A 23,990-nucleotide genomic window follows, 5' to 3' on the forward strand; every position below is an offset into this window, starting at 1 on the left:
GACCAGCGGTTGATAGCGCACGCTTCATATTTTATTGCTAGCCGCAAGACGTGATCGATTTAGCTCTTCCTGGCTATTTAGCCACCTCACACGCAGCCCGTAACGACTTTGCAAGTTATGTGCAAACCATGCGACGGCTGCAAAAATTAATCGAAGTTTTATGGAGAAATTCTATGGTGACCCCAGCGGCAAGTTCTAGTTCTGCTCCTATTTTAAATCGTATACAAGCTGGCACTCCTCTAAATAACAAGGTGCGTGCAGGATCAATAAACGTACTCGACTTATGCACATCATTCATCGGAGCAGGGCTATCGGTGTCGGAATTTTTCAAAAATAATAAAAATAACCACAACAATAATTCATTGATAATAGGCTCAAAAATTCGGAACGTGAAAGGATCAGGCGGGACCAATCCAGTGGATAAAAATAGCGCATTGAATAACGAAAATAGTAGAGAAAACGTTAATGGCGTGGAGCTTGTTCTAAAGAAAACATTTCGCAATGAGGGATATCTGGCTAGTATCAGGTTAACAAAAACAGAAGATTCCCGTAGCCTGTTAGCAGACGAAAAATCTGAAAACACTATCAGGTCGCTTGCTATATTTAGCAATGCGATGCTAACTAAAAGCGTGCCACTTAACGCCCTACAGCTTCAAACTTACCCTTTGCCGCCTACACCGATGGTACAAGAAAACTGTAATGTAAGGTTAGCAAAGCATGTCTCTTTAATCAATCAATTAGCGCTGAAAGATGACACACCCGTATTGTCGCCACCTACAAGTAGCGTATCAGCCAAAGTCAACGCGTCAGTATCAAATGGAGGCCAACCGGCAAATGCGGCGGCAACGGTGGAATCTCCAAATCCAATGCAGCGGTTTGAGGGTTATTCGTTCCCTTATCAAGATCCACTTTTTCACACCGTTGGTCTGCGCGGCAATGACACGCCTGTCCATCTCCGTGTGCGCCATTCGCCCGAAGCCGACGGATCAGGGCCGGTCGCGGCGGATAGTAATAACAGAAAAGTGCATATCTATGCGCCGGACAATTCATCCAAACCTGAGGTTTTCAGCGATAAAAATGCTCTACGCGAACGAGTCGTGCAATCAAACCATGCTGATGACTTAAAAAGCTCTCCCGGCCCACTCTTTAACAGTGACGGTACCGCTGGTACTTCCAAATTGACAACTTGGTACTATACCTACGACGAGCAAAACCAGCTGACGCCAACCGATCTTGCACACAGTCCCCATAAAGAAGAAATACCTTCGAAGGTCGGCGATGGATCAAGCTGGGGCAGAGGAGCCGCCACGGCAGTCCGGAAATTTATTTCTGTTCCACTACAGGCTATTTTCGAGGGAATAAAATCGTTTTTTCGATCATAACTGGTTTGGAAAAATTCCATAACCATCTTCATACCGCAACATTATTATCATAATGGTGCGGCGCAAATCAGGGCGAACACGCTGGAAAATTAAAACCAGAATGGTGAGCTAAAACAGTCCAGGATAGAAATGGCGTTCACCTTGCGCACCAAGATCATCAGGGCGTGAGGCCGGAAATTTGTGACACGCTAACTGTCTGCAATTGATGCGTCTCGAAATCGCAAGCTTAGTCGGCGTGTAACGCTCCCTTGGGCATCAGCTTCCTGCGCGCTTCAGTGCCAATCAATATGCATTGCACTGGGCAGCCTTACTCCGATCTCTTGGAACTTACCAGATTTACTTAGACTTCTGCGCCAACGTCTGTTAGCACTCCCAAGCGCAAATTGACTTGAGTAAAAATGGGATAGGGTCGTAAATTCCAGGCCAGCCCTGTGTGCCGTCACAACTTTGCAATCTACGTGCAATCGAAGTGAAGATTAAGCAACATAATCGAAATTTTAAAGAAAATTCTATGCCTAGCCCATTAATGATTTTTAGAACTACAATTCCTCAAGCATTTAGCCGTGCACGCGTTGTCACGCGTCAAAATAATGAGACGCGGGTAATACCAAAAAGCATACTCGCATTAAAAATGGCGCTTACCAGAAATGGGGGCGGAATGATGGTGCCGGAACAGCTACAAAATAGCGTGTATGGAAGAAGGAATAGTGCATCGACGTTAAGTAAAAATATTCAGAGTGTGACGGGATTTAGCAAAGAAGTAACAGAACAGTTCTCTCGGATGATGAACGAAAAAAAACCTACGCCATCTCCAGCGGTACTAACCAATCCCCTGATAAAAGCAAACGGGGGAAGTGCACTCTACACACCTTGCCCGATACCGAAGCCAATAAATATTGCGGGGAAATTACCAGGCTTAACTATTATCAAAGGTCCACCACCAACTGTGCCGCCGAAGCCTGACCTAAAAAAGCTAGCCCTGGCTGGTAGGCTGTGGTCATCAGCACCTGCTGCGTCTGATACGCTTGCAGCCCTTAATATTCGAGGGGTGAAAAAAAGTGTTCCCTTGAAGCCCTTAAAGTTTGACGCCAATCATTCTCAATTAAAAAAAGAGCTTATTGAAACCTTTACGAAGATGAAATCTGAAAGTAAAAAAAATGGGCAGGAATATAATAAAATATTTGGATTTTCAGATACATCTAACTGGGTAGTGTCGTCGTCCCCATTCAAACCTGTGGGACCATACCGTACCATTCGTAAATGTTATCCCTCAGACTCGACGTCCATAGTTTATTCCACTGCAACGACGCGTCCTCAGCACCCGGAAAACCCCTTGCTTCTGTCCCCTTTGCCTACAAGCGACAAATCGCGTCCGAATCTCCCGAAGTGTGATGGGAATGTCACGATTGATGCCGATCAGAGCGACAATTTTTTTCCTGTAAATAATCGTCAACAATCAAAAAGTACAGCTACTACGCATGAGGAGAAAGAGTATTGGGATAAATTAATTGACTGTATCAAAAAATCTACACCAGGTTCAACGGATAAATTTCCCTACGCATATGTGATTGTTAAAGATGAGGGCAATGATCGCAAAACTAATATTTTTGGCAAAGATGACGTTTTGCATTATCGTGTTCCCCCTGAACTCAGGCCGGGTGTAACGGCGAGTAAAGCCTCTTTCAATCATGATGCACGCCCAACACCTGCTGATCGTCCTCACAGCAATATCACTTCACGTGCTGCCGATAGCCGCGGTAGTGTTTCTATTGCTTTCGATAGCAGTGAATATTCGCTTCCAGAAATATCTCCAGAGCAAGGTGTTTTAAACAAACTGGATGCGATGTTGCGTGAGGCAAGTCGAACAACTGGAAGGTCGGATTCAGGCAGCACCTTCACAAGCTTAACAAGTGAAGGATCGGACTCATACACTTCCAGTAATAGCGACCCTGCATCCACTGGCTCCTTAAGCGGTACATTGGGCCGTTTTTCAAAGAAAGTGCGTGGAATTTTGCACGGAACAACATCGGGTTTTCGCTGAAAATATTTTTAAATAAGTCTAGAACTTACACTCGAAGTCGCTCGCGCGTTTAAGTTATTGGGATTGTAAAGGCAGCGCAGCGGTAACCGTCTCAAGCCACCTGTCGCGTCATTTCAAGTAGCAATCTTTACTAGGTCTGGCTGCTATCGTTCGGGACTGCGCCGCATCATTCGTCCTGCACCACCCAGTTTCTGGTGGTGCGTGACGAACGTTGCAGCGACTGTTTTCTCGCGGCTTCACAGACTTTTCACGTTGCTTCAATAGCGTTTGTGCTTTCCCATCATGTCATTGCGCTGGCGTGGCGAGTTTCAGTTCACTGTCCTTTTGCTGACGCTTGCCCGAACGGTCTACCAATTCTGAATATTAAATTTCCAGATTATCGATCAGCCGCGTTATTCCGATTTTGGCAGCCGCCAGTACGACCAGCGGCTCGCCTTCTGCGACTTCATGGGCGGATGCAGGCTGCAGATTATGACGTTTGCGTACAGAAATATAATCGGGTTGCCAGCCGCCTTGACGCAACTGCGCCATCGCTTCTTGTTCGAGTGCATCGATATTGCGCTGGCCATTGCGGACCCCTTCGGCCACCGCTGTCAGCGCCTTGTACAGGTTTGGGGCTTCAGCCCGATCTTCCACCGATAGATACATATTGCGTGAAGAGAGCGCCAGACCATCGTCAGCCCGAAACGTTTCGGCGGCGATAATATCGGTAGGCAGCGCGAACTGTTTTGCCATGTTGCGGATGATCATCAGCTGTTGATAGTCTTTTTTGCCGAACACCGCTACACGCGGCTGCACGCAAGAAAAAAGCTTCATCACAACGGTGGTGACGCCAGCAAAAAATCCCGGACGAAATTCACCTTCCAGCGTGTTGCCAAGGTCGTCTGGCGGGCTGATACGGAATTCTTGCGGCTCTGGATAGAGGTCTTTTTCGGTTGGGGCGAAGAGTACGTACACACCTTCTTTCTCCAGCTTTTCCACATCGGCGGCAAAGGTCCGCGGATATTTGTCGAAATCTTCGTTAGGTCCAAATTGCAGGCGATTGACAAAAATCGATGCCACGATAGGGTCACCATGGCGTTTTGCCAGACGCATCAATGACAAATGCCCGTCATGCAAATTGCCCATAGTCGGTACAAAAGCCGTACGCAGTTGACCGCGCAGGTGATCGCGTAATTCTTCGATGGAGGAAATAATTTTCATGGAGGAGCTGAAAGTAAGTTGTCGATTGCAAAGATTGGTGGTGGCGCGAAGGTAGTGCAAAATCGCAAGGCAAGAGCGCTAACATCTTGGTGTCGCTTAACGCTTCAATGTTTAGTCGCTAATTAGTCGTTATTGACGGGTATTGTCGCAAATGGTCGCCATTAAATTATGTTTTAAGAGGGCGAGTAAGCCAGGCGCACGTAAATAGGGGCAAACGGTTCAGCTTGCGTGATTTCGATCAACGTCTCTTTGGCTAATTCTAATAGCGCGATAAAGTTAACCACCAATACTGGTACGCCGCGCGCAGGATCGAACAGTTCTGCAAACTCGACAAATCTGGCCGATTGCAAACGCCTCAAAATGCCGGTCATGTGCTCTCGCACAGATAATTCTTCGCGGCTGATGATGTGATGTTGCGTCAGTTTGGCCCGTTTGATGACATCGGCCCAGGCCGACTGTAGATCAACGACGTCTACTTCCGGCCATCGTGTAACGATGCTTTGTTCTATATAAATTTGGGTGCGGACAAAATCACGGCCCAATTGCGGCAGCTCGTTGATTTCGCGCGAGGCCAGCTTCATTTGCTCGTATTCCAGCAAACGCCGCACCAATTCTGCGCGTGGATCTTCGGCTTCGTCACTGTCAGTTTTTCTGGATGGCAACAGCATGCGCGACTTGATTTCAATCAGCATTGCCGCCATTAGCAGGTATTCGGCCGCCAACTCTAGATTGGTAATGCGAATCTGATCGACGTATTCGAGATACTGCAAGGTGACCTGCGCCATCGGAATATCAAGAATATTGAAGTTTTGTTTGCGGATCAAATATAGCAGCAGATCAAGCGGCCCCTCGAATGCCTCAAGAAATACCTCCAGCGCATCCGGTGGAATATATAAATCGGAGGGCATGCGGAACAACGGCTCGCCATACAGGCGCGCGAACGCGACCCCGTCTACGACATTCGGTGTGGAGTCCGGCTGTCCCTCAACGGTGATCTGGCTGGCGTCTGACAAATTCTGCGTCATATTCTAGCTCACCAGACGTCAAGAATTGAAGATGTGAACAAGCACACCGGAGGGATGTGTAATGCAAAATCCATTGAAGCGCTATTAGTGCTCGTTTTGATAAACGTATGGCTGTTGCGCTACGCGTGAGTTATCCGTGCGTAGTTGGCTGTCCAGATCAATGGGTGTTTTGTCCCATAGCAGTGCACGTCCGGCCAATTGTTCTTGTTCCAAAGCGGGATTTTTTACCTTCAGTTCGTTGATAAACTGCGTGATCTCGGATTGGTAGCCGTTAAACTGCTTGGAAAATTTCATTATATTTACCTATTTGACAACGCTGTAAAGTTAAGCACTATTTTATGTCATTTCTATTGGTGGCGAGTCGTTTGTTGATTAACCGGTGTTAGCCGGGTAATTATTGACTCGCGACGCATGGCTAAGCTCTGCGTATGTCCGGATTAACGAATCCGCATTCCCGGCTCCGCACCGGGCCATGGATTGAGAATGTAAATACCGGGATTTGCTTTCTCATCGGCAGCCGATGCGGCTAACACCATCCCTTCCGAGATGCCGAACTTCATTTTGCGTGGTGCCAGATTAGCCACCATCACCGTCAATTTTCCCACTAGTTCTTCTGGTTGATAGGCCGCTTTAATGCCCGAGAAAACATTGCGCAAGCGACCTTCGCCGACGTCTAATGTCAGACGCAGAAGTTTGTCTGATCCTTCGACGTGCTCGCAATTGACGATTTTTGCGATCCGCAAATCGATTTTGGTGAAATCGTCGATGTTGATCTCTGGCGCTAGTGCTTCGATGGCGGCGCTGTCGACAGCGGCAACGCTCGTTGCGGCGACATCCGCTTTTACTTCGGGCGCGTCGAACAAAGCCTCAAGCATTTTAGGCTCTACGCGTGTCATCAGATGCGTATACGCATTGATGACGTGACCATCACCCAGTGGCTTATTGATATCGCTCCACTGCAAGGGGGCAATATTCAGGAACGCTTCAACTTGCTGTGCAAGTATCGGCAGAACCGGTTTTAAATAAATAGTCAGAATGCGGAACGCTTCCAGAAGGCGACTGCACACCTCTTGTAACGCTGCTGATTTGGCGGGGTCTTTGGCTAATTCCCATGGTTTGTTGGCATCAACGTAGGCATTGACCACATCGGCCTGATCCATGATGGCGCGCAGGGCTTTGCCATATTCACGACCTTCATACAGATGGTTGATATCGCTGGAAACAGCGCGCAAGCTGGCCAAAAACGGATCGGTATCAGTGGCCCAGAGCGTGCTCACTTTGCCATCGAACTTCTTGGCAATAAATCCGGCGGCACGGCTGGCGATGTTGATGTATTTGCCGATCAGATCGGAATTCACTCTGGCGACAAAGTCATCGGGATTGAAGTCGACGTCTTCTACTTTGGCGCTCAATTTAGCGGCGATGTAATAACGCAGCCATTCTGGATTCATGCCGATGTCAAGATAGCGCAATGGGGAAATACCGGTGCCGCGCGATTTGGACATTTTTTCGCCACTGACGGTGATAAAACCGTGGACGAAGATATTATTAGGTACTTTGCGTCCGGCGAACTTCAGCATCGCAGGCCAGAACAATGTATGGAAATACGTGATGTCTTTGCCAATAAAATGGTATTGCTCGGTACTAGGATCGGCCATGAAGGCGTCAAAATCACGACCGGTTTTGTCGAAATAATTTTTTAGCGATGCCAGATAACCGATAGGCGCGTCTAGCCAGACATAGAAGTACTTGCCCGGGGCGTCCGGTATTTCAATGCCGAAATAAGGCGCATCCCGGCTGATATCCCAGTCACCCAGACCGCCGTCGCCTTCGAGCCATTCTTTGGCTTTATTGGCAACTTCTGGTTGCAAGCGATTGTCTTCTAACGCCCATTGACGCAGAAAATCGACGCAGCGCGGATCGGACAACTTAAAGAAGAAATGTTCCGATGATTTCATGATCGGCGTCGCGCCCGATAATGTCGAATACGGATTCTTCAGATCGGTGGGGGCATAGACGGCGCTACAGTGCTCGCAAGAATCGCCATACTGGTCCTTGGTGCCGCATTTTGGGCACTCGCCTTTGATATAGCGATCCGGCAAGAACATGTTTTTGACCGGATCGAAAAACTGTTCGATCGTCTTGGTCGTGATCAATTCTGCGTTATCGCGCAAGCTGCGATAGATTTCTTGCGATAACACGTGATTTTCCGGACCATCGGTGGAGTGCCAGTTATCAAACGCGATATGAAAGCCGTCCAGGTATTCTTTGCGTCCCGCTGCAATATTGGCAACAAATTGCTGGGGCGTGATACCAGCTTTCTCGGCCGCGATCATGATCGGCGCGCCATGCGCGTCATCGGCACCCACAAAATGGACCTCGTTGCCCAGCATTCGTTGATACCTTACCCAGATATCGGCCTGGATGTATTCCATGATGTGACCGATGTGAAACGCGCCATTGGCGTAGGGCAGAGCAGTGGTAACGAATAGCTTGCGCGGTGTGTGCAGAGGTGAGTTGCTCAAATTGGTGCTCATTTAGCGGTGCTGGTTAGAGTAAAACAGTGATTTTAGCAGTGACAGCACCGATCACGTGCAAAGTAGGTAGCACTGATTACTTTGATTGCTTTCTTGTTGTCATTTGACAAACGCGTCTTTAACGGGTATCCAGCGAACATTCAGCTATTTTGTGTATCAAATCGGAAGACGATTTTGGTTCTCGCCGGTGCCGATGACCCAATTTAGTTTAGACTTGGCACTATCATATAGAGGAGAAGTAATGAGCGTCACGATTGAAGCGGTCAAGGCCGCATTATCCAGTGTTATAGACCCTAATACCGGGAAAGATTTGGTTTCAAGCAAATGCGTAAAAAATATTCAGCTCGATGGCGCCAATGTCTCGTTTGACATTGAATTGGGCTATCCGGCTAAAAGTCAGTTTGGCTTGATCCGGGCTGCCGCGATTAGTGCGCTGAATGGCATCGCCGGCAATGTCAGTGCCAACGTGTATTCCAAAATTCAGACGCATGCAGTACAACGCGGCATTAAATTAATGTCGAATGTAAAGAACATCATTGCTGTCGCGTCCGGTAAAGGCGGCGTCGGCAAATCAACTACGGCGGTCAATCTGGCTTTGGCATTGGCAGCAGAAGGCGCACAAGTCGGTATTCTGGATGCAGATATATATGGTCCGTCGCTGCCGCTGATGATGGGTATCAGCGGTCGTCCTGAAACCAAGGATGGCAAGACCATGGAGCCAATGGAAAACCACGGGCTGCAAGTCTCCAGCATCGGCTTTATGGTAGATCCCGATGAGCCGATGGTCTGGCGCGGCCCAATTGTGACGCAGGCGCTGCAACAACTGCTGGATCAGACCAATTGGCGCGATCTTGATTATCTGATTGTGGATATGCCGCCGGGTACGGGTGATATTCAGTTAACGCTGTCTCAAAAAGTACCGGTCACCGGCGCGATTATCGTCACGACTCCGCAAGACATCGCGTTGCTTGATGCGCGCAAGGGTCTGAAAATGTTTGAAAAAGTCGGTATTCCTATTCTCGGTATTGTCGAGAATATGAGTACGCATATTTGCACCAATTGCGGTCATGCAGAAGCCATTTTTGGTTTCGGTGGCGGTGAAAAGATGTGCGGCGAATACGGCGTGGAATTTCTTGGCGCGTTACCGCTGACGATGTCAATACGCGCCCAGACTGATTCTGGCAAGCCGACCGTTATCGCTGAGCCGGACGGACCAATTGCGCATATTTATAAAGAAATTGCGCGTAAGGTCGCCATCAAGGTGGCAGAGAAGGCTAAAGATATGTCGAGTAAATTCCCGACGATTGTGATCAAGAACGACTAAAGCAGGTCATCATCTCAGTCTGTGCTGGGGCGCTCAGGGCGCCTCAGCACGCGCGGATGCTATGATTAGAAGGCAGGCCCGGTTATCGAGCATTTTTACTCTAATCAAAAAGGTTTATAAGATGAGATCACGATTGTTTGCCGTACTTTTTAGCGCATCAATGTTAGTCGCTGGTTTTGCGCCACAGTTAGCCCATGCTGCCTCGGTTAATTTTGCTGCGCCTGTGGACGGCGCTGTGGTGTCCAGCCCATTTACAGTCAAGTTTGACGTGAGCGGGATGGAGGTCAAACCAGCCGGTGATATGTCGCCCAATACCGGTCACCATCATCTGTTAATCAATACAGGCCCAACTAAAGCAGGTGAAGTCATTCCAGTCGATGCGGAACATCTGCATTTTGGTAAAGGGCAGCTTGAGACCCAAGTCACTCTGCCGCCGGGCAAATACAGTTTAACAATGCAATTCGCCAATGGCGCGCATCAATCCTATGGACCGGAAATGAGCAAGACAATTAACGTAACTGTTAAATAAGCAAATAAGTAAGCAAACTAAGGCGTTGACAGGGTCGTTTCGAAATCCTTATAAAAATGGCATCCGGGGACGAATCGGCGTGGCAGTTCCCTCTGTCCGGGCAACGCGGTAAAATACGGTTTTCATTGATAGCGGCTTTGGCAATCCAAGGCCGTTTTTATTTATCATGACCGCATCTATTTCAGCAGTGACTTCACCTTCATCCCCCGTTCGTACCCGTTTTGCACCAAGCCCTACTGGCTATCTGCACTTGGGCGGTGCCCGCACCGCATTGTTCTCGTGGGCCTATGCGCGTCACTTTGGCGGCACTTTTGTGCTGCGTGTGGAAGATACCGATCTGGAGCGTTCGACGCCCGAAGCGGTAGAAGCTATTATCGAAGGGATGCAGTGGCTTGGTTTGGCGCACGACGAAGGTCCATTTTTCCAGATGCAGCGGATGGACCGATACCGTGAAGTGATTGCACAGATGCTTGCGGACGGTACTGTTTATTATTGTTACTCATCGCCTGAAGAAGTTGAAGCGATGCGTGAAAAAATGCGTGCAGCGGGTGAAAAGCCCCGTTACGACGGCACCTGGCGCCCGGAGTCAGGCAAGGTTTTGCCACCGATTCCTGCGGGTCGTACGCCGGTGGTCCGATTTAAAAATCCGCTGGATGGCGAAGTCAGCTGGGATGATGTGGTTAAAGGCACCATCACCATTGCCAATCGTGAAATGGATGATTTGGTCATTGCCCGTCCTGACGGTACGCCAACCTACAATTTTTGTGTGGTGGTCGATGATTGGGATATGCAGATTACACACGTGATTCGTGGTGACGATCATGTCAATAACACGCCGCGTCAGATCAATATTTTGAAAGCACTCGGCGCGACCTTACCGTTATACGGTCACGTGCCGATGATTCTTGGCGCAGATGGCGAGAAGCTATCTAAACGTCATGGCGCGGTCAGTGTGATGGATTATCCGGCGCAAGGTTTTTTGCCGGAAGCGATGCTGAACTATCTGGCGCGCCTTGGATGGAGCCACGGTAACGAAGAACTATTTTCGATTGAACAGTTCTGCGAGTGGTTTGATCTGGATCATTTGTCGAAGTCGCCCGCACAGTTTAATCCTGAAAAACTGGCCTCGGTTAATAACCATTACATCAAGCTGGCCGACAACGAACGTCTGGCGGGACTGGTGCGGCCATTGATGGAAAAAGACGGTGTCGATTTCGCTGAGGTAACCGAGGGATCGACACCATTGCCTGATCTGGCAAAAGTAATCGGTTTGCTAAAAGAGCGTGCCCATACCACGCATGAGATTGCGACCGCTGCGATGCTGTTTTATCGTTCACCTTCACCGGATGCCGCATTACTTGATCAGCATTTCACCGCGGTTGCCGCCACTATCAAGCCAGCGCTGATCGATTTCGCTGAGCGCTGCAAGACGGTGGAGTGGACCAAGGCCGCGTTAGCACCGATGATCAAGGAAGTGTTGGTCGCGCATACCTTGAAGATGCCGCACATTGCGATGCCCTTGCGTTTGATGTTGACCGGTCAATTACAGACCCCCGCGATTGATTTGGTGCTGGAATTATTCGGTCGCGAAGTCGTGTTAGAGCGCTTACAGAAATATCTTTAATAAATTTTCAAAACAGCATTGTCATTGGTAGCATTACTTTGCTATAATTTCGCTTCTTCGCAAGGGGGTATAGCTCAGCTGGGAGAGCGCTTGCATGGCATGCAAGAGGTCAGCGGTTCGATCCCGCTTACCTCCACCAGCGTAAAAGCCGGTGGACTAGCGAAGAGTAAAGTCGTTAATGCAGGTGTGCAGCTGTAAAGTTTTACCACTAGCAGTACGGACAAGATCATTGTCCCCATCGTCTAGAGGCCTAGGACATCACCCTTTCACGGTGAGTACAGGGGTTCGAATCCCCTTGGGGACGCCAGATAAAAGTCGCATCTGCGTGATGCGACTTTTTTAATGCGACTTTTTTATCCAGGCCAAAGCGGTCTGGCGTTGCAAAAAATGTTTCAAATTGCTAGCGAGCAAGGCCACGCAAGCAGTGTAATATAGCAGCACTACGGACAGATCATTGTCCCCATCGTCTAGAGGCCTAGGACATCACCCTTTCACGGTGAGTACAGGGGTTCGAATCCCCTTGGGGACGCCATATAAAAAGCCCGCATCGGTTGATGCGGGCTTTTTTGCGTTTTATCTGGTATTTATAAACGCATTAATAAAGAATATTGATAAGCGGTATTAACAGACGAAATTAATAAGACGGTATAAATCAGGGCTTGCTAAAACATATTGATTGAAGCATTTCAGTGTAAGGGCTCAATAAAGCGTCTGTGTCTCCGCTTCAGCGGCCAACAAACGGAACGCTCAAATACGCTATTGGAATAATTCTAATTGGAGCGTAACCGCATGTGCCGACTTTAAAATTCGAGGGATTCCCGTTGTTTGTTGTATAAACGCGACAGACCGAGCAGTAACACTGGCGTACATTTCTTGCATAAGATTAATATTTTACAGGTCAGCATTGCAACCGGAAAGTTGGATTTTTCAAAGTTGCATTTTTTAAAGTTGCATTTCTAAAAGCCGCATCTCTTTCCCTATGAAAGCCTTATTGCGCGCAAACTGACTAAACCAGCGTTGTGAAGGCAAATTCGACCTTGATGCGTTAACTACATATTGTCGTCACCACCGCGGCGCTCAAGCATACGATGTGCACGCCGCATATCCTTATTGAAATTATCCTTAGCCTCTCGGCGACATTCCATCAACTCTCTGTTGCGCAAGCTTCGGCAGTCATTCAGCGATTGCTGATATGCCGCGTTCGCTTCCTGAGCCATATTGTTGTAGCGTGCCCTTGGGCCGATATCCTCACGGTACCAACGTTGCGGGTCTCTCATTTGTACGTTTTCTTCAGCCGCGCTGGCAAGCATCCCGTAACTGCTGGCAGCGACCACAACATAGACCATTGCCCTTTTGATTTTTGTGTACATGTTTGCTCCTTCCGGAATGGTTGATAGTCGGCATTCCGGTGGCACCTGGACCCAAGTGCCGACAGCCGTTGCAACGCACTTCTACGTCGCGGTTTATATTCAAACGTCGGTTAATACGGCATATAGCCGTAGTTAGAGGCGCCCGGTAAGTAGCAGAATTATCAGCACAATGATGATCACCCCTGCAATACCACTTGGGCCGTAACCCCAGCTTCGGCTATGTGGCCATGCGGGTAGGGCGCCAACCAGTAACACGATCAAAATAATTAAAAGAATCGTTCCCATGCTTACTCCTCGATGGTTAGTTGCCGAGACGGGTTGACACCAGCATTTGTGGTTACTTCTGTTCGTCACATTTTAAGCAGTTCATTTGTGCTAAGCGCAGACGAGGTCCAACTCGAACGTGGAACTAATTATTGGGAGGGTCCTAATTAATGCGTGATATTTGGCCGTTATCGATTCTCACCCGATCACCAACCCTTAAATCTCCGGGATTGCTAAGGTTAATAGTCTGGTAACCGTTATCATTCATGCGAATACGTACATCGTATGTCGCTCCGCCCTGGCTATTTCGCTGTTCTACCTGATTACCAACTACCGCACCGCCAACAGCACCGCCAACGGTCGCGGCAGTATTGCCACTTCCATGCCCAATTTGATGGCCGAGGATGCCACCTAATACGCCACCGACGAGCGCACCCGCGATACCGCGACTTTTATTCTCTCCCTGGATCACGTCAATTGCCTCAATTACACCGCGACCATTATAAGATTGGCGATCAGAAGGCGCATATTGGGGCGATTGGTTGTACTGTCCCGCTTGACTATATTGATTGTATTGCGGAGCCGATTGGTACGATTGATTTGATGGGTAACGATTTGGTTGAGCATCATAAGGACTGACACACCCGGCAACAAGAAGAGACCCACTCACCACGGCTACGATTCCTGTGCGAGCTAGCGCGTATCCCATCTTATGTCCAAGCTTATGGGCAAACTTATGGGCAAACTTATCTGCAAATTTATATTTAATTTTCATGACAGCTCCTCAATTGTGACGGTCGGTCTTTCCCGTTAAATCAATCTTTTTTCAGTACATGAAAAATAAAATATTAAACAATACTGGAGATGCCAAGCAGTCTCGCCAGAATGTATATGCCCCTCCCGCTTTCGCTCGCATCGGTTGTAGGCCGCGGGGTAAAGCGGAAGATCACACCATATCGCCTAACGTCTAAGTTGCAATTAAGTGTAGATAGATTGTCATCGGCGTTCTATCGGACATCGGCTATTCGTGCTGTAGGAATACAGGAGAAAAAGCTGGTCTGATTGGGCATCGTCGGCGTGTTCAACAAATTTGCTACCCCGTCAAATCGATGCTAGTCATCCTGCGTCCAGTAACCCGGTTGTGCAAAAGTTTCCTTAAGACGATCGATAAAAAATCGGGTCTTGGCGGGCAAATGACGTTGTTGCGGATATACCGCCATGATGTCGTAGTGCGGCAATGCAAACGCATCGAGGACCGTGAGCAGTTCGCCGGAGGCCAGTTGCGACTGTATTTCCCACGTGGAGCGCCAGGCCAGCCCCAGACCTTCGCTAACCCATCGGTGCAGTAGTTCGCCATCATTACAATCCAGACTTCCCTCCGCTTTGATGACAACCGGTTTGCCATTTTGCTGAAAGTACCAACCGCGTTGCTGACCGCCCTGTAAATTAAACGACAGACAGTTGTGATGCGCGATATCGTCCAGTGTGTGCGGCGTGCCATTACGGCGGAGATAGGCGGGCGTTGCACATACAACGCGACGATTACCGGCCAGTTTGACCGCAACGAAATTGGGATCGATGCTGCCACCGATGCGGATACTGATGTCATAACCTTCGCGCACTAAATCGACTACGCGATCGGTCAGATTAAAAGAAATTTTTACCTCGGGATTAGATGCAATGAAATGTGGTGCATGCGGTGCCACGTGCTTGCGTCCAAACGCGGCTGGTGCCGATACCACCAGATGGCCGGTCGCTTTGTGACGACCTTCCGAAATAATCGTTTCAGCAAAATCCAGATCGGTTAGCAACTTACGGCAGTGATCGAGAAACACCGCGCCTTGTTCCGTCAGCGTCAAATGACGGGTGGTGCGATGCATGAGCTTGGTTCCCAACCGCTTTTCCAGCGCGTCGATGCGTCGTCCAAGCATCACCGGCGTGATATTTTGCTCTAGCGCTGCACCTGTCAGGCTTCCTTTTTCCACCACGCTGACGAACGCCTCAATTTGTTTCAGCTTGTCCATGATTTCCTCCTTATCGCTACTTTACGCCGATTACATACAAAAAGTATGGAATAACCTGACGCTTTGTCTTCTTATCAAACTTAAAGTTTGCTTATACGATGGTCTTCATCGATTCCCTATTCAAAAAACGCACTCATCATCGCCATAGCGCCGCACAACGATGATTGATGCATCTAAACAAGTAATCCGGAGGCAATATGGCAAAGATGAGAGCAATTGACGCAGCAGTGTATGTATTAGAAAAAGAAGGTTGCGTGCAAGCATTCGGCGTACCCGGTGCGGCGATAAACCCACTCTACTCAGCAATGAAAAAGCATGGCGGTATCCAGCATGTACTGGCGCGCCACGTCGAAGGCGCATCACATATGGCCGAAGGCTACACGCGCGCTGCGGCGGGCAATATTGGCGTCTGTATCGGCACGTCCGGTCCTGCGGGCACCGATATGATTACCGGTTTATATTCGGCGCAGGCTGATTCGATTCCGATCCTCTGCATTACCGGTCAGGCACCGCGTTCACGTCTGTATAAAGAAGATTTTCAAGCGGTCGATATCGAGTCGATCGCCAAGCCGGTAACAAAATGGGCCGTCACGGTGCGCGAGCCAGCATTAGTGCCGCGCGTATTTCAGCAAGCTTTCCATTTGATGCGTTCAGGCCGTCCCGGTCCGGTATTAATCGATTTGCCATTCGATGTTCAGGTCGCCGAAATTGAATTTGATCCAGATACTTATGAGTCATTGTCGGTCTATAAGCCTAAAGCATCTCGTGCCCAGATCGAAAAAGCCTTAACTATGTTAGGTGAATCCGAGCGTCCATTGCTGACAATCGGTGGCGGTGTCATTAATGCCGATGCCGCAGACCTTGCGGTCGAGTTTGCTGAATTGACCGGCGTGCCAGTGATCCCGACATTGATGGCATGGGGCGCGATCCCCGATGACCATCCGCAAATGGCTGGTATGGTCGGCCTGCAAACGAGCCACCGTTACGGCAATGCCACGATGCTCGCCTCCGACTTTGTGCTTGGGATCGGCAATCGTTGGGCCAATCGTCACACCGGCTCGGTTGAAGTATTTACCAAGGGCCGGAAGTTCGTGCACGTCGATATTGAGCCGACGCAGATTGGACGCGTCTTCGGTCCAGACTACGGGATCGTATCTGACGCTAAAGCCGCGTTAATCTTATTTATCGAAGTCGCAAAAGAATTGAAAGCGGCAGGTAAATTACCGGATCGTTCAGCCTGGTTAAGCGCGTGTCAGGAGCGCAAGCGCACGATGCATCGTCGTACCCATTTTGATAACGTTCCGGTTAAACCGCAGCGCGTGTACGAAGAAATGAACCGTGCGTTTGGCCGTGATACCTGTTACATCAGCACCATTGGTTTGTCGCAAATTGCAGCTGCCCAATTCCTGCATGTATACCACGCACGGCATTGGATTAACTGCGGTCAGGCTGGTCCGCTGGGCTGGACTATTTCCGCGGCGCTTGGGGTGTGTGTTGCCGATCCAAAACGTGAAGTCGTCGCGATTTCAGGCGATTATGACTTCCAGTTCATGATTGAAGAACTGGCTGTCGGTGCGCAGTTTAATTTGCCCTACATCCACGTCGTGGTCAACAACTCTTACCTCGGTTTGATTCGTCAGGCGCAGCGCGGTTTTGAGATGGATTTCTGCGTACAGCTTGCTTTTGAGAACATCAACGCACCCGAACTAAACGGCTATGGCGTCGATCACGTGGCGGTGGCTGAAGGCCTTGGTTGCAAAGCGATCCGGGTGACAGATCCAAATGCGTTACAGGATGCTTTTGCGCAAGCAAAGCGCTGGATGAAAGAGTTCCGCGTGCCGGTAGTGGTTGAAATTATTCTGGAACGCGTCACCAACATCGCCATGGGTACGGAGATTGACAATATTAACGAATTCGAGGATTTGGCGACATGCCGCAGTGACGCGCCTACAGCGATTGGTTTGCTGGACTAAATTCTTACTATTTGATGGATCTTTTTGCTGGATTCATCTTCTCAATCATTGAATTAGACGAGGAGTTTACATGACCAAACTGGCCGCTAACCTGACGATGCTGTTCACGGAACTGCCATTTTTAGATCGCTTTGGCGCTGCCGCCAAAGCGGGATTCAAAGGTGTCGAATTTTTGTTCCCGTACGGATTTCGCCCGGAAGAAATCAACGATAAATTACAGACTAATAATTTGGAACTAGTCCTACACAATCTGCCAGCAGGCAATTGGGAGGGCGGCGAGCGAGGAATCGCCTGCCATCCGAACAGAGTCAGCGAGTTTAACGAAGGCGTAGAGGAAGCATTGCGCTACGCCAAGGTATTCGGTCTTAAACAGGTGAACTGTCTGGTCGGTATTGCCCCAGCCGGTGTGAGCGCAGAAGAGTTGAAATCGACGGTCGTCAGTAATCTTAAATTCGCCGCCGACAGGTTGCAGACAGCGGGCATTCGCTTATTAATCGAGCCGATCAATACGTTTGACATTCCCGGTTTCTATCTAAACGGCACACACCAGGCGCTTGACCTGATTAAAGCGACTGGTTCAAACAATATTTTTATTCAATACGACATCTATCACATGCAGCGCATGGAAGGTGAATTAGCCGCCACGATCAAGGCCAATCTGGCATCGATCAAACACGTCCAACTTGCTGATAACCCGGGCCGTTTTGAGCCGGGCACGGGTGAAATCAATTATCGATTTCTATTCCAATTTCTGGACGAGCTTGGTTACGAAGGCTGGATAGGTTGCGAGTACAAACCGAAAGCCGGCACATCCGAAGGTCTGGGCTGGCGTAAAGATCACGGCCTGTAAGGACGGCTTGTAACGACGCACCGACAATTAGTTGATATCGACCGATCAAGTCGGTCAATTTAAAAATACTTGTAGTTTCAAAGACATTACGGAGATTTCATCATGGCAAAAATAGGCTTTATTGGATTAGGTATCATGGGTGCACCGATGGCAGAAAATCTGCAACGCGGCGGTCATAAACTATATCTGCATGACCAAAAAAATCCTCCGGCAGCGTTGCTGGAAGGCGGCGCAACCGTCTGCACCTCGGGTGCAGAAGTCGCCAAGCGTGCTGATATTATCATCGTCATGGTGCCAGATACCCCGCACGTTGAAGCAGTCCTGTTTGCAGAAAAAGGCGTCGCTGAAGGTTTAACAGCTGGTAAGGTGGTTGTCGATATGAGCTCAATCTCGCCGATTGCAACCAAAGGTTTCGCCAAAAAAATTAACGCCTTAGGGTGCGAATATCTGGACGCCCCGGTATCTGGCGGCGAAGTCGGCGCCAAAGCAGCATCGCTGACAATTATGGTGGGCGGATCCGAGTCCACGTTTAACGATGTAAAACCATTGTTCGAACTTTTGGGAAAAAACATCACATTGGTCGGCGGCAACGGTGACGGTCAAACCACCAAAGTAGCCAATCAGATCATCGTAGCGTTAAACATTCAGGCAGTAGCCGAAGCGCTATTATTCGCCTCAAAAGCCGGTGCGGATCCAGCACGCGTACGCCAGGCATTAATGGGCGGTTTCGCAGCCTCCCGCATCCTGGAAGTCCACGGCGAACGCATGGTAAAGCGTACCTTTAACCCAGGTTTCCGCATAGAGCTTCACCAAAAAGACTTAAACCTTGCATTACAAGGTGCCAAAGCCCTCGGCATCTCGTTGCCAAACACCGCAATCGCACAAGAACTAATGAACACCTGCGCAGCCAACGGCATGAGCGGCCTCGACCACTCCGCCCTATGCCGCGCAATAGAAATAATGTCCAACCATCAAATAGCTTCAGCATAGTTGGTGAATTGGGTGCAAAAATGTGGTGATGGTCGTAGACTAACGTAAAAACAAAGTTAAAATTTAAAAGCAACCATAATTGTTTTGTGGTTCGTTTTAAGTGATAGTTAACTTTGACCTCGATAGCAATTTTGAGACCGACAACGAAGTTGAATTTGCTGTTGAATTTGCTGTTGAATTTGTCGTTGAAGTGGCCCTTGACGTACCCCGTCATTGACGCTGCCAAGTATTTTGGTCGTCAGTCGGGAATTGTTGGGAAACATGTTTGAGCCGAAGGCGAGTTGGTTTCTCAACCCGACTGGCGGCTGAAATGCTTGGGGACCCGGAAGGGCAGCGTCTCCGCGGTCGCGTTTTCTTTGGTGACTTTCTTTTGGCGAGACAAAAGAAAGTCACTGGCTGTCGGGCCACACCCGACTAGTACCCACGGAGTGATACCCGCACAAAGTAACGACGAAACGACGGAACGATCACTGCCCAATCCCCAATTTACCTCTAAGCACCCAAAAAAACAAGGCCACAACCATGACCAGCATTTCCCCCCTAAACCCCCGCCAACTCCTGTTAGATATGTACCAAAGCGCAGTAGACGCAGTCAGCGCCAAAAAATGTCTCCCAACCTATCTAGCAAAAATCCAAGCTCCAACCGGTAACGGCCGCACGCTAGTAATCGGCGCAGGCAAAGGCGCAGCCGCAATGGCCAAAGTAGTAGAGGACAATTGGCCAGGTGAATTAACAGGTTTAGTAGTGACGCGCTACAGCCACGGCGCAGATTGCAAACGTATTGAGGTCGTGGAAGCATCCCACCCGGTACCGGACGAAGCCGGTCGCAAGGCCGCCAGCCGCATACTCGAAATGGTGCAGGACCTGACCGAAGACGATCTGGTGTTGTGCCTGATTACAGGGGGGGGGTCCTCCTTATTAGCGCTACCAGCAGAAGGCATCACGCTAGAACAAAAACAAGCCATTAACAAAGCACTTCTTAAAAGCGGCGCAAATATTTTTGAAATGAATTGCGTCCGTAAACATTTATCTGCGATCAAAGGCGGCCGCCTGGCATTAGCCTGCGCCCCGGCGCGGGTCGTCACGCTGATGATTTCCGATATTCCCGGGGACGACCCCGGCGTCATCGCTAGCGGCCCAACGCTAGCCGACCCCACCACCTGTGCCGAGGCATTAGCCGTCCTCAAAAAATATCAGATAGAGATTCCTGCAGCCATATTACGACATTTGGAATCCGGTGATGGCGAGAGCGCAAAACCCGGCGATCCACGACTGGCGCGCAATCAACATTACGTTATCGCGACCGCACAAGATGCACTGGAAGCCGCAGCGGCAACAGCGACCGCTGCCGGTCTGACGCCATATATTCTGTCCGACGAGATGGAAGGTGAAGCACGCGATATCGCGCTGGCACACGCAGCGCTGGCGCGCCAGATTGCCCGCCGCGGTCAGCCCTTCAGCAAGCCATGCGTAGTGATATCGGGTGGTGAAACGACGGTGACTGTGCGCGGCAGCGGACGTGGCGGGCGTAATGCAGAATTTTTGCTGAGCCTGGCGACGGCGCTCAACGGTTATCCAGATATTCACGCCATCGCTTGCGACACCGATGGGATTGACGGCTCGGAAGATAACGCCGGTGCCATTTATCAACCGGACTCAATCCAACGAGCAGAGGAGTTGAAGTTGCGACCAAAAGCGATGTTAGATAATAATGATGGGTACGGGTTTTTTGAGGCTTTGGGGGATTTGGTGGTGAGTGGTCCGACGCGGACCAATGTTAACGATTTTCGGGCTATGTTAATTTTGTAGCGTGTCTTTATAAAGTGACAGGTCAGCTGACACATTTAGTATGGTATCGCTATCATTAATTATAGATCATGTGCACTTTAATGTTCACCGCTGGGGTTGTCGATTGACCCCGTCGGCGCGCAAACCGGTTTTACTACAACCAAGGCAAATACCGGTATCACCAACCATCCCTCACTAAACCTGTGGATTAGTTCAACCTCGTGAAACCAAGTCATCTCAACATAGTCTATCAATTCATCCCACCCCTCACATGAAAGCCCACATGCGCCGTCAACGAAAAGCAAAAATCCTCGCTACGCTAGGCCCAGCCAGCTCCACCCCGGAAATGATTCAGGCATTGTTCGAAGCTGGCGCTGATGTCTTTCGATTTAATTTTAGTCACGGCACGCACGCCGACCATCAGGAACGCTACCGCATCGTGAGAGAAGTTGAACGCAAAGTCGGACGTCCGATCGCCATCCTTGCGGACCTGCAAGGTCCAAAACTCCGTATCGGCCAATTCGCCGAGGGGAAAGTAACGCTTATCGCCGGTCAGGAATTCATGTTAGATCGCGACCCCACTCTCGGAAATAGTGAGCGTGTTTGTCTGCCGCATCCTGAACTATTTGAAGTCATCGCTGCTGGTCAATCGCTATTATTGGACGACGGAAAACTACGCCTGCAAGTGCAGGACAGCGATGGTCAGCGGATACGCACACGCGTTGTTAATGGCGGCGCTTTGTCAGATCGCAAAGGTGTCAACGTTCCGGACGCCGTGTTGCCGATTCCCGCCCTGACCGAAAAAGACAAGCGTGATCTGGCGTTCGCGTTAGAGATGGGCGTGGATTGGATCGCACTTTCATTTGTGCAGCGGCCCGAGGACGTACTTGAGGCGAAAGCATTGATTGGCGACCGTGCCTGGGTACTATCAAAATTGGAAAAGCCTGCGGCATTGGATCAGCTCGACGCCATCGTTCAGGTATCTGACGCGATTATGGTTGCACGTGGTGACCTTGGTGTAGAGCTTCCGCCAGAGCGCGTGCCGGGCGTGCAGAAGCGCATTTTGCGCGTGTGTCGCCAGCACGGCAAACCGGTAGTGATCGCCACCCAGATGCTGGAGTCTATGATCACCATGCCGGTGCCCACCCGCGCTGAAGCGTCGGACGTCGCCAGTGCCATTTATGACGGTTCCGATGCAGTGATGTTGTCGGCAGAATCAGCTAGCGGTGCATATCCGTTAGAAGCAGTAGAGATGATGAACCGCATCATCACAGAGGTAGAGCAAGATCCGCTCTACCGTAACTTGCTGGATGCGCAGCAGGCGACGCCGTTGCCAAATCGCAGTGATGCAATTTGCTCGGCCTTGCGCGACGTCACGCGCATCGTTGGTGCCAAAGCCACGCTAACTTACACCAGTTCCGGCCACACCAGTTTGCGCGCCGCACGCGAACGACCGATTGCACCTATCGTCAGCATTACCCCGAAGCTCTCGACCGCGCGTCGCCTTGCCATGGTGTGGGGCGTACACTCGACCATCAGCGATCAGGTGCACAACGAAAGCGAGATGGTAAAAGCGGCATGTGAAACCGCATTCAAGGAAGGTTTCGCACAGGCGGGCGATCAAATCGCGATCACCGCCGGTATGCCATTTGGTCAACCGGGTAGCACCAATCTGTTGCGATTAGCAGAAATTTGGCCTAGATAATTTTTCTGACCTAGCGCAAATAATGTCATTACAAGGTCGGATTGCAGGGCCACATTTAACGATTTATGAAAGCTAAAGAATGACCAAACTAGCAAATTTTGAAAATTATCACATCCGTAAATGGTACACCCAGATTGATGACACGCTGGCTAACGAAACCGGAGTATTGGCCGATGGCGCACCATTGCGCAAGATTGTGATCGCGGCCGCGATCCATAATCCATATGCCGGGCAATATAACCAAAGCCTCGAACAAATTTTAAACAATTCGCCAGACTTGGGTCAGGAATTCGGTCGCCGTATCAACGCAGTGCTGGGCATCGATAAAGTAGAAAGTTACGGCAAAGCCTGTATCGTCGGTATCGGTGGCGAATATGAGCACGGCAACGCTTTCCTGACACCCGCGTTTGTCATGCCTATCCGAGAAGCGATTGGCGGGGGTAAAGCGTGGATTCCTTCCTCAGGTAAACGCGGCGTACCCGGCACCAATCTCGACATTCCGCTGGCGCATAAAGACGCGTTGTATGTGCCTTCGCATTACGACACGGTCACCACACAATTCAGCGATGCACCAAACGCAGATGAAATTGTGGTCGCGTTTGCTGTAGCGACGCGCGGTCGCTTGCATGCGCGCCTAGGTGGGTTGAAAGCCAGTGAAATTGAAGGTAAGAACGGATTGAATTAATAATTCGGTATTGCACACCGGCGTAATTTACGAGTTACCTCATTTTTACTCCCGTGTGCGCGATGTAGAATTGCCGTTAATTTGATTGAATTTCGGCGTTCAATTATGGTTGACCGCCAGCCGCGAAGGCAAGGCGCGGTCAGCTTGTGAAGGCAATAGAGTCAGCAATAAGTGCGGTTGTCTTACCAATCATAACAATCAGGCATAACAACCAGGCATAACAGTCAAGCATTACAGTCAGGCTTAACAATTTGCCAGACGCCTTCATCCCGCCTCAATCAAACGCCACATCACGTCATGGGCCGCAATATCTACCGCCCAATTGTGACGCGGATCGGGGAACGCTTGTCCTTGCACTACCCAGGTTTGTCGCCATCCGCCGTTAACCAGACTATGCAATGAATGGTCGTCCGATGCGATCGGCTCCCAGATACCGGTCCGGGGACAGGCTTCTGCGCCGTCACATTCCGTGAGGTTGGGATTGGCGCGCGCTTCGCGCCACGCACCGCTGGTCAGTTGGGCCAGGTGGGCGGGTACCGGTAGTTGTTCCGGGATACCCTTAAAATGCCACAAGACGCGACCGGAATCATGGCTCACCAGATGCCGCACGTCCTCAAAACCCTGATTTTTTTCGTACCATTGCGGGGTCTGCACGTGGTTGAATAACCTGTCTTCA

19 protein-coding genes, 3 tRNA genes and 1 pseudogene are annotated in these 23,990 nt (G+C 49.9%); 14 read left to right on the forward strand and 9 right to left on the reverse strand.

What is annotated here, in order from left to right:
• The first annotated feature begins 50 nt into the window (after nucleotides 1–50).
• Entirely contained in the window at nucleotides 51–1,382 is a 1,332-nt protein-coding gene (locus tag HAV38_RS13850; protein WP_168055962.1) for a hypothetical protein, read from the forward strand.
• Between the two features lie 469 nt (nucleotides 1,383–1,851).
• Nucleotides 1,852–3,423: a hypothetical protein gene (locus tag HAV38_RS13855; RefSeq protein WP_168055963.1), complete on the forward strand. Its 1,572-nt coding sequence runs from the start codon at nucleotides 1,852–1,854 to the stop codon at nucleotides 3,421–3,423.
• Nucleotides 3,424–3,786: 363 nt separating this feature from the next.
• Here the strand turns inward: HAV38_RS13855 and panC are convergent, their stop codons facing one another.
• The 4 genes from panC to metG form a co-directional block, all read right to left on the reverse strand.
• On the reverse strand, nucleotides 3,787–4,626 hold the full coding sequence (gene panC / locus HAV38_RS13860; protein ID WP_168055964.1) for a pantoate--beta-alanine ligase: 840 nt from the start codon (nucleotides 4,624–4,626) through the stop codon (nucleotides 3,787–3,789).
• Between the two features lie 173 nt (nucleotides 4,627–4,799).
• A complete protein-coding gene (locus tag HAV38_RS13865; protein WP_168055965.1) occupies nucleotides 4,800–5,651 on the reverse strand; it encodes a segregation and condensation protein A in 852 nt (283 codons plus the stop codon).
• A gap of 84 nt (nucleotides 5,652–5,735) precedes the next feature.
• Nucleotides 5,736–5,945 (reverse strand): DUF3460 family protein, encoded by a 210-nt coding sequence (locus HAV38_RS13870; RefSeq protein ID WP_168055966.1) that lies wholly within the window; start codon nucleotides 5,943–5,945, stop codon nucleotides 5,736–5,738.
• Nucleotides 5,946–6,088: 143 nt separating this feature from the next.
• Nucleotides 6,089–8,188 carry a methionine--tRNA ligase gene (gene metG / locus HAV38_RS13875; protein ID WP_168055967.1) on the reverse strand — a complete coding sequence of 700 codons (2,100 nt, stop codon included), beginning with the start codon at nucleotides 8,186–8,188 and terminating at the stop codon, nucleotides 6,089–6,091.
• Nucleotides 8,189–8,429: 241 nt separating this feature from the next.
• On the opposite strand from metG, the gene apbC reads away from it, so the two are divergent.
• From apbC to HAV38_RS13905, 6 genes are all read left to right on the forward strand, one after another.
• Entirely contained in the window at nucleotides 8,430–9,512 is a 1,083-nt protein-coding gene (gene apbC, locus HAV38_RS13880) for an iron-sulfur cluster carrier protein ApbC (RefSeq protein WP_168055968.1), read from the forward strand.
• Between the two features lie 121 nt (nucleotides 9,513–9,633).
• Complete coding sequence (locus HAV38_RS13885) at nucleotides 9,634–10,041, forward strand: DUF4399 domain-containing protein (RefSeq protein ID WP_168055969.1); 408 nt, start codon at nucleotides 9,634–9,636, stop codon at nucleotides 10,039–10,041.
• A 166-nt stretch (nucleotides 10,042–10,207) separates the two neighbouring features.
• Nucleotides 10,208–11,665, forward strand: a complete 1,458-nt coding sequence (gltX, locus tag HAV38_RS13890; RefSeq protein ID WP_168055970.1) for a glutamate--tRNA ligase — start codon at nucleotides 10,208–10,210, stop codon at nucleotides 11,663–11,665.
• 63 nt (nucleotides 11,666–11,728) lie between these two features.
• Nucleotides 11,729–11,804, forward strand: a tRNA-Ala gene (locus HAV38_RS13895).
• 92 nt (nucleotides 11,805–11,896) lie between these two features.
• Nucleotides 11,897–11,972: transfer RNA gene (locus tag HAV38_RS13900), tRNA-Glu, on the forward strand.
• Between the two features lie 149 nt (nucleotides 11,973–12,121).
• A tRNA-Glu gene (locus HAV38_RS13905) sits at nucleotides 12,122–12,197 on the forward strand.
• Between the two features lie 517 nt (nucleotides 12,198–12,714).
• Here the strand turns inward: HAV38_RS13905 and HAV38_RS13910 are convergent.
• The 4 genes from HAV38_RS13910 to HAV38_RS13925 form a co-directional block, all read right to left on the reverse strand.
• Nucleotides 12,715–13,035: a hypothetical protein gene (locus tag HAV38_RS13910; protein ID WP_168055971.1), complete on the reverse strand. Its 321-nt coding sequence runs from the start codon at nucleotides 13,033–13,035 to the stop codon at nucleotides 12,715–12,717.
• Between the two features lie 132 nt (nucleotides 13,036–13,167).
• On the reverse strand, nucleotides 13,168–13,320 hold the full coding sequence (locus tag HAV38_RS13915; protein WP_168055972.1) for a DUF3309 family protein: 153 nt from the start codon (nucleotides 13,318–13,320) through the stop codon (nucleotides 13,168–13,170).
• Between the two features lie 142 nt (nucleotides 13,321–13,462).
• Nucleotides 13,463–14,074, reverse strand: a complete 612-nt coding sequence (locus HAV38_RS13920) for a glycine zipper 2TM domain-containing protein (RefSeq protein WP_245182359.1) — start codon at nucleotides 14,072–14,074, stop codon at nucleotides 13,463–13,465.
• 337 nt (nucleotides 14,075–14,411) lie between these two features.
• A complete protein-coding gene (locus HAV38_RS13925) occupies nucleotides 14,412–15,323 on the reverse strand; it encodes a LysR family transcriptional regulator (RefSeq protein ID WP_168055973.1) in 912 nt (303 codons plus the stop codon).
• Nucleotides 15,324–15,520: 197 nt separating this feature from the next.
• Between HAV38_RS13925 and gcl the strand changes: the two genes are divergently transcribed.
• The 6 genes from gcl to HAV38_RS13955 all read left to right on the forward strand — a co-directional run bounded on the left by gcl (nucleotide 15,521) and on the right by HAV38_RS13955 (nucleotide 23,314).
• On the forward strand, nucleotides 15,521–17,296 hold the full coding sequence (gene gcl, locus HAV38_RS13930; protein ID WP_168055974.1) for a glyoxylate carboligase: 1,776 nt from the start codon (nucleotides 15,521–15,523) through the stop codon (nucleotides 17,294–17,296).
• A 70-nt stretch (nucleotides 17,297–17,366) separates the two neighbouring features.
• Nucleotides 17,367–18,146: a hydroxypyruvate isomerase gene (gene hyi / locus HAV38_RS13935; RefSeq protein WP_168055975.1), complete on the forward strand. Its 780-nt coding sequence runs from the start codon at nucleotides 17,367–17,369 to the stop codon at nucleotides 18,144–18,146.
• Nucleotides 18,147–18,248: 102 nt separating this feature from the next.
• Nucleotides 18,249–19,136, forward strand: a complete 888-nt coding sequence (glxR, locus tag HAV38_RS13940; protein WP_168055976.1) for a 2-hydroxy-3-oxopropionate reductase — start codon at nucleotides 18,249–18,251, stop codon at nucleotides 19,134–19,136.
• 522 nt (nucleotides 19,137–19,658) lie between these two features.
• A complete protein-coding gene (locus tag HAV38_RS13945; protein WP_184013418.1) occupies nucleotides 19,659–20,945 on the forward strand; it encodes a glycerate kinase type-2 family protein in 1,287 nt (428 codons plus the stop codon).
• Between the two features lie 262 nt (nucleotides 20,946–21,207).
• Nucleotides 21,208–22,629, forward strand: a complete 1,422-nt coding sequence (gene pyk, locus HAV38_RS13950; protein ID WP_168055977.1) for a pyruvate kinase — start codon at nucleotides 21,208–21,210, stop codon at nucleotides 22,627–22,629.
• A 79-nt stretch (nucleotides 22,630–22,708) separates the two neighbouring features.
• Entirely contained in the window at nucleotides 22,709–23,314 is a 606-nt protein-coding gene (locus tag HAV38_RS13955; RefSeq protein ID WP_168055978.1) for an amino acid synthesis family protein, read from the forward strand.
• Between the two features lie 264 nt (nucleotides 23,315–23,578).
• Here HAV38_RS13955 and HAV38_RS13960 read toward each other — a convergent pair.
• Nucleotides 23,579–23,990: pseudogene (locus tag HAV38_RS13960) on the reverse strand (hypothetical protein); the annotation flags it as partial.

Source organism: Glaciimonas immobilis, from assembly GCF_011947285.1.
GTDB lineage: Bacteria > Pseudomonadota > Gammaproteobacteria > Burkholderiales > Burkholderiaceae_D > Glaciimonas > Glaciimonas immobilis.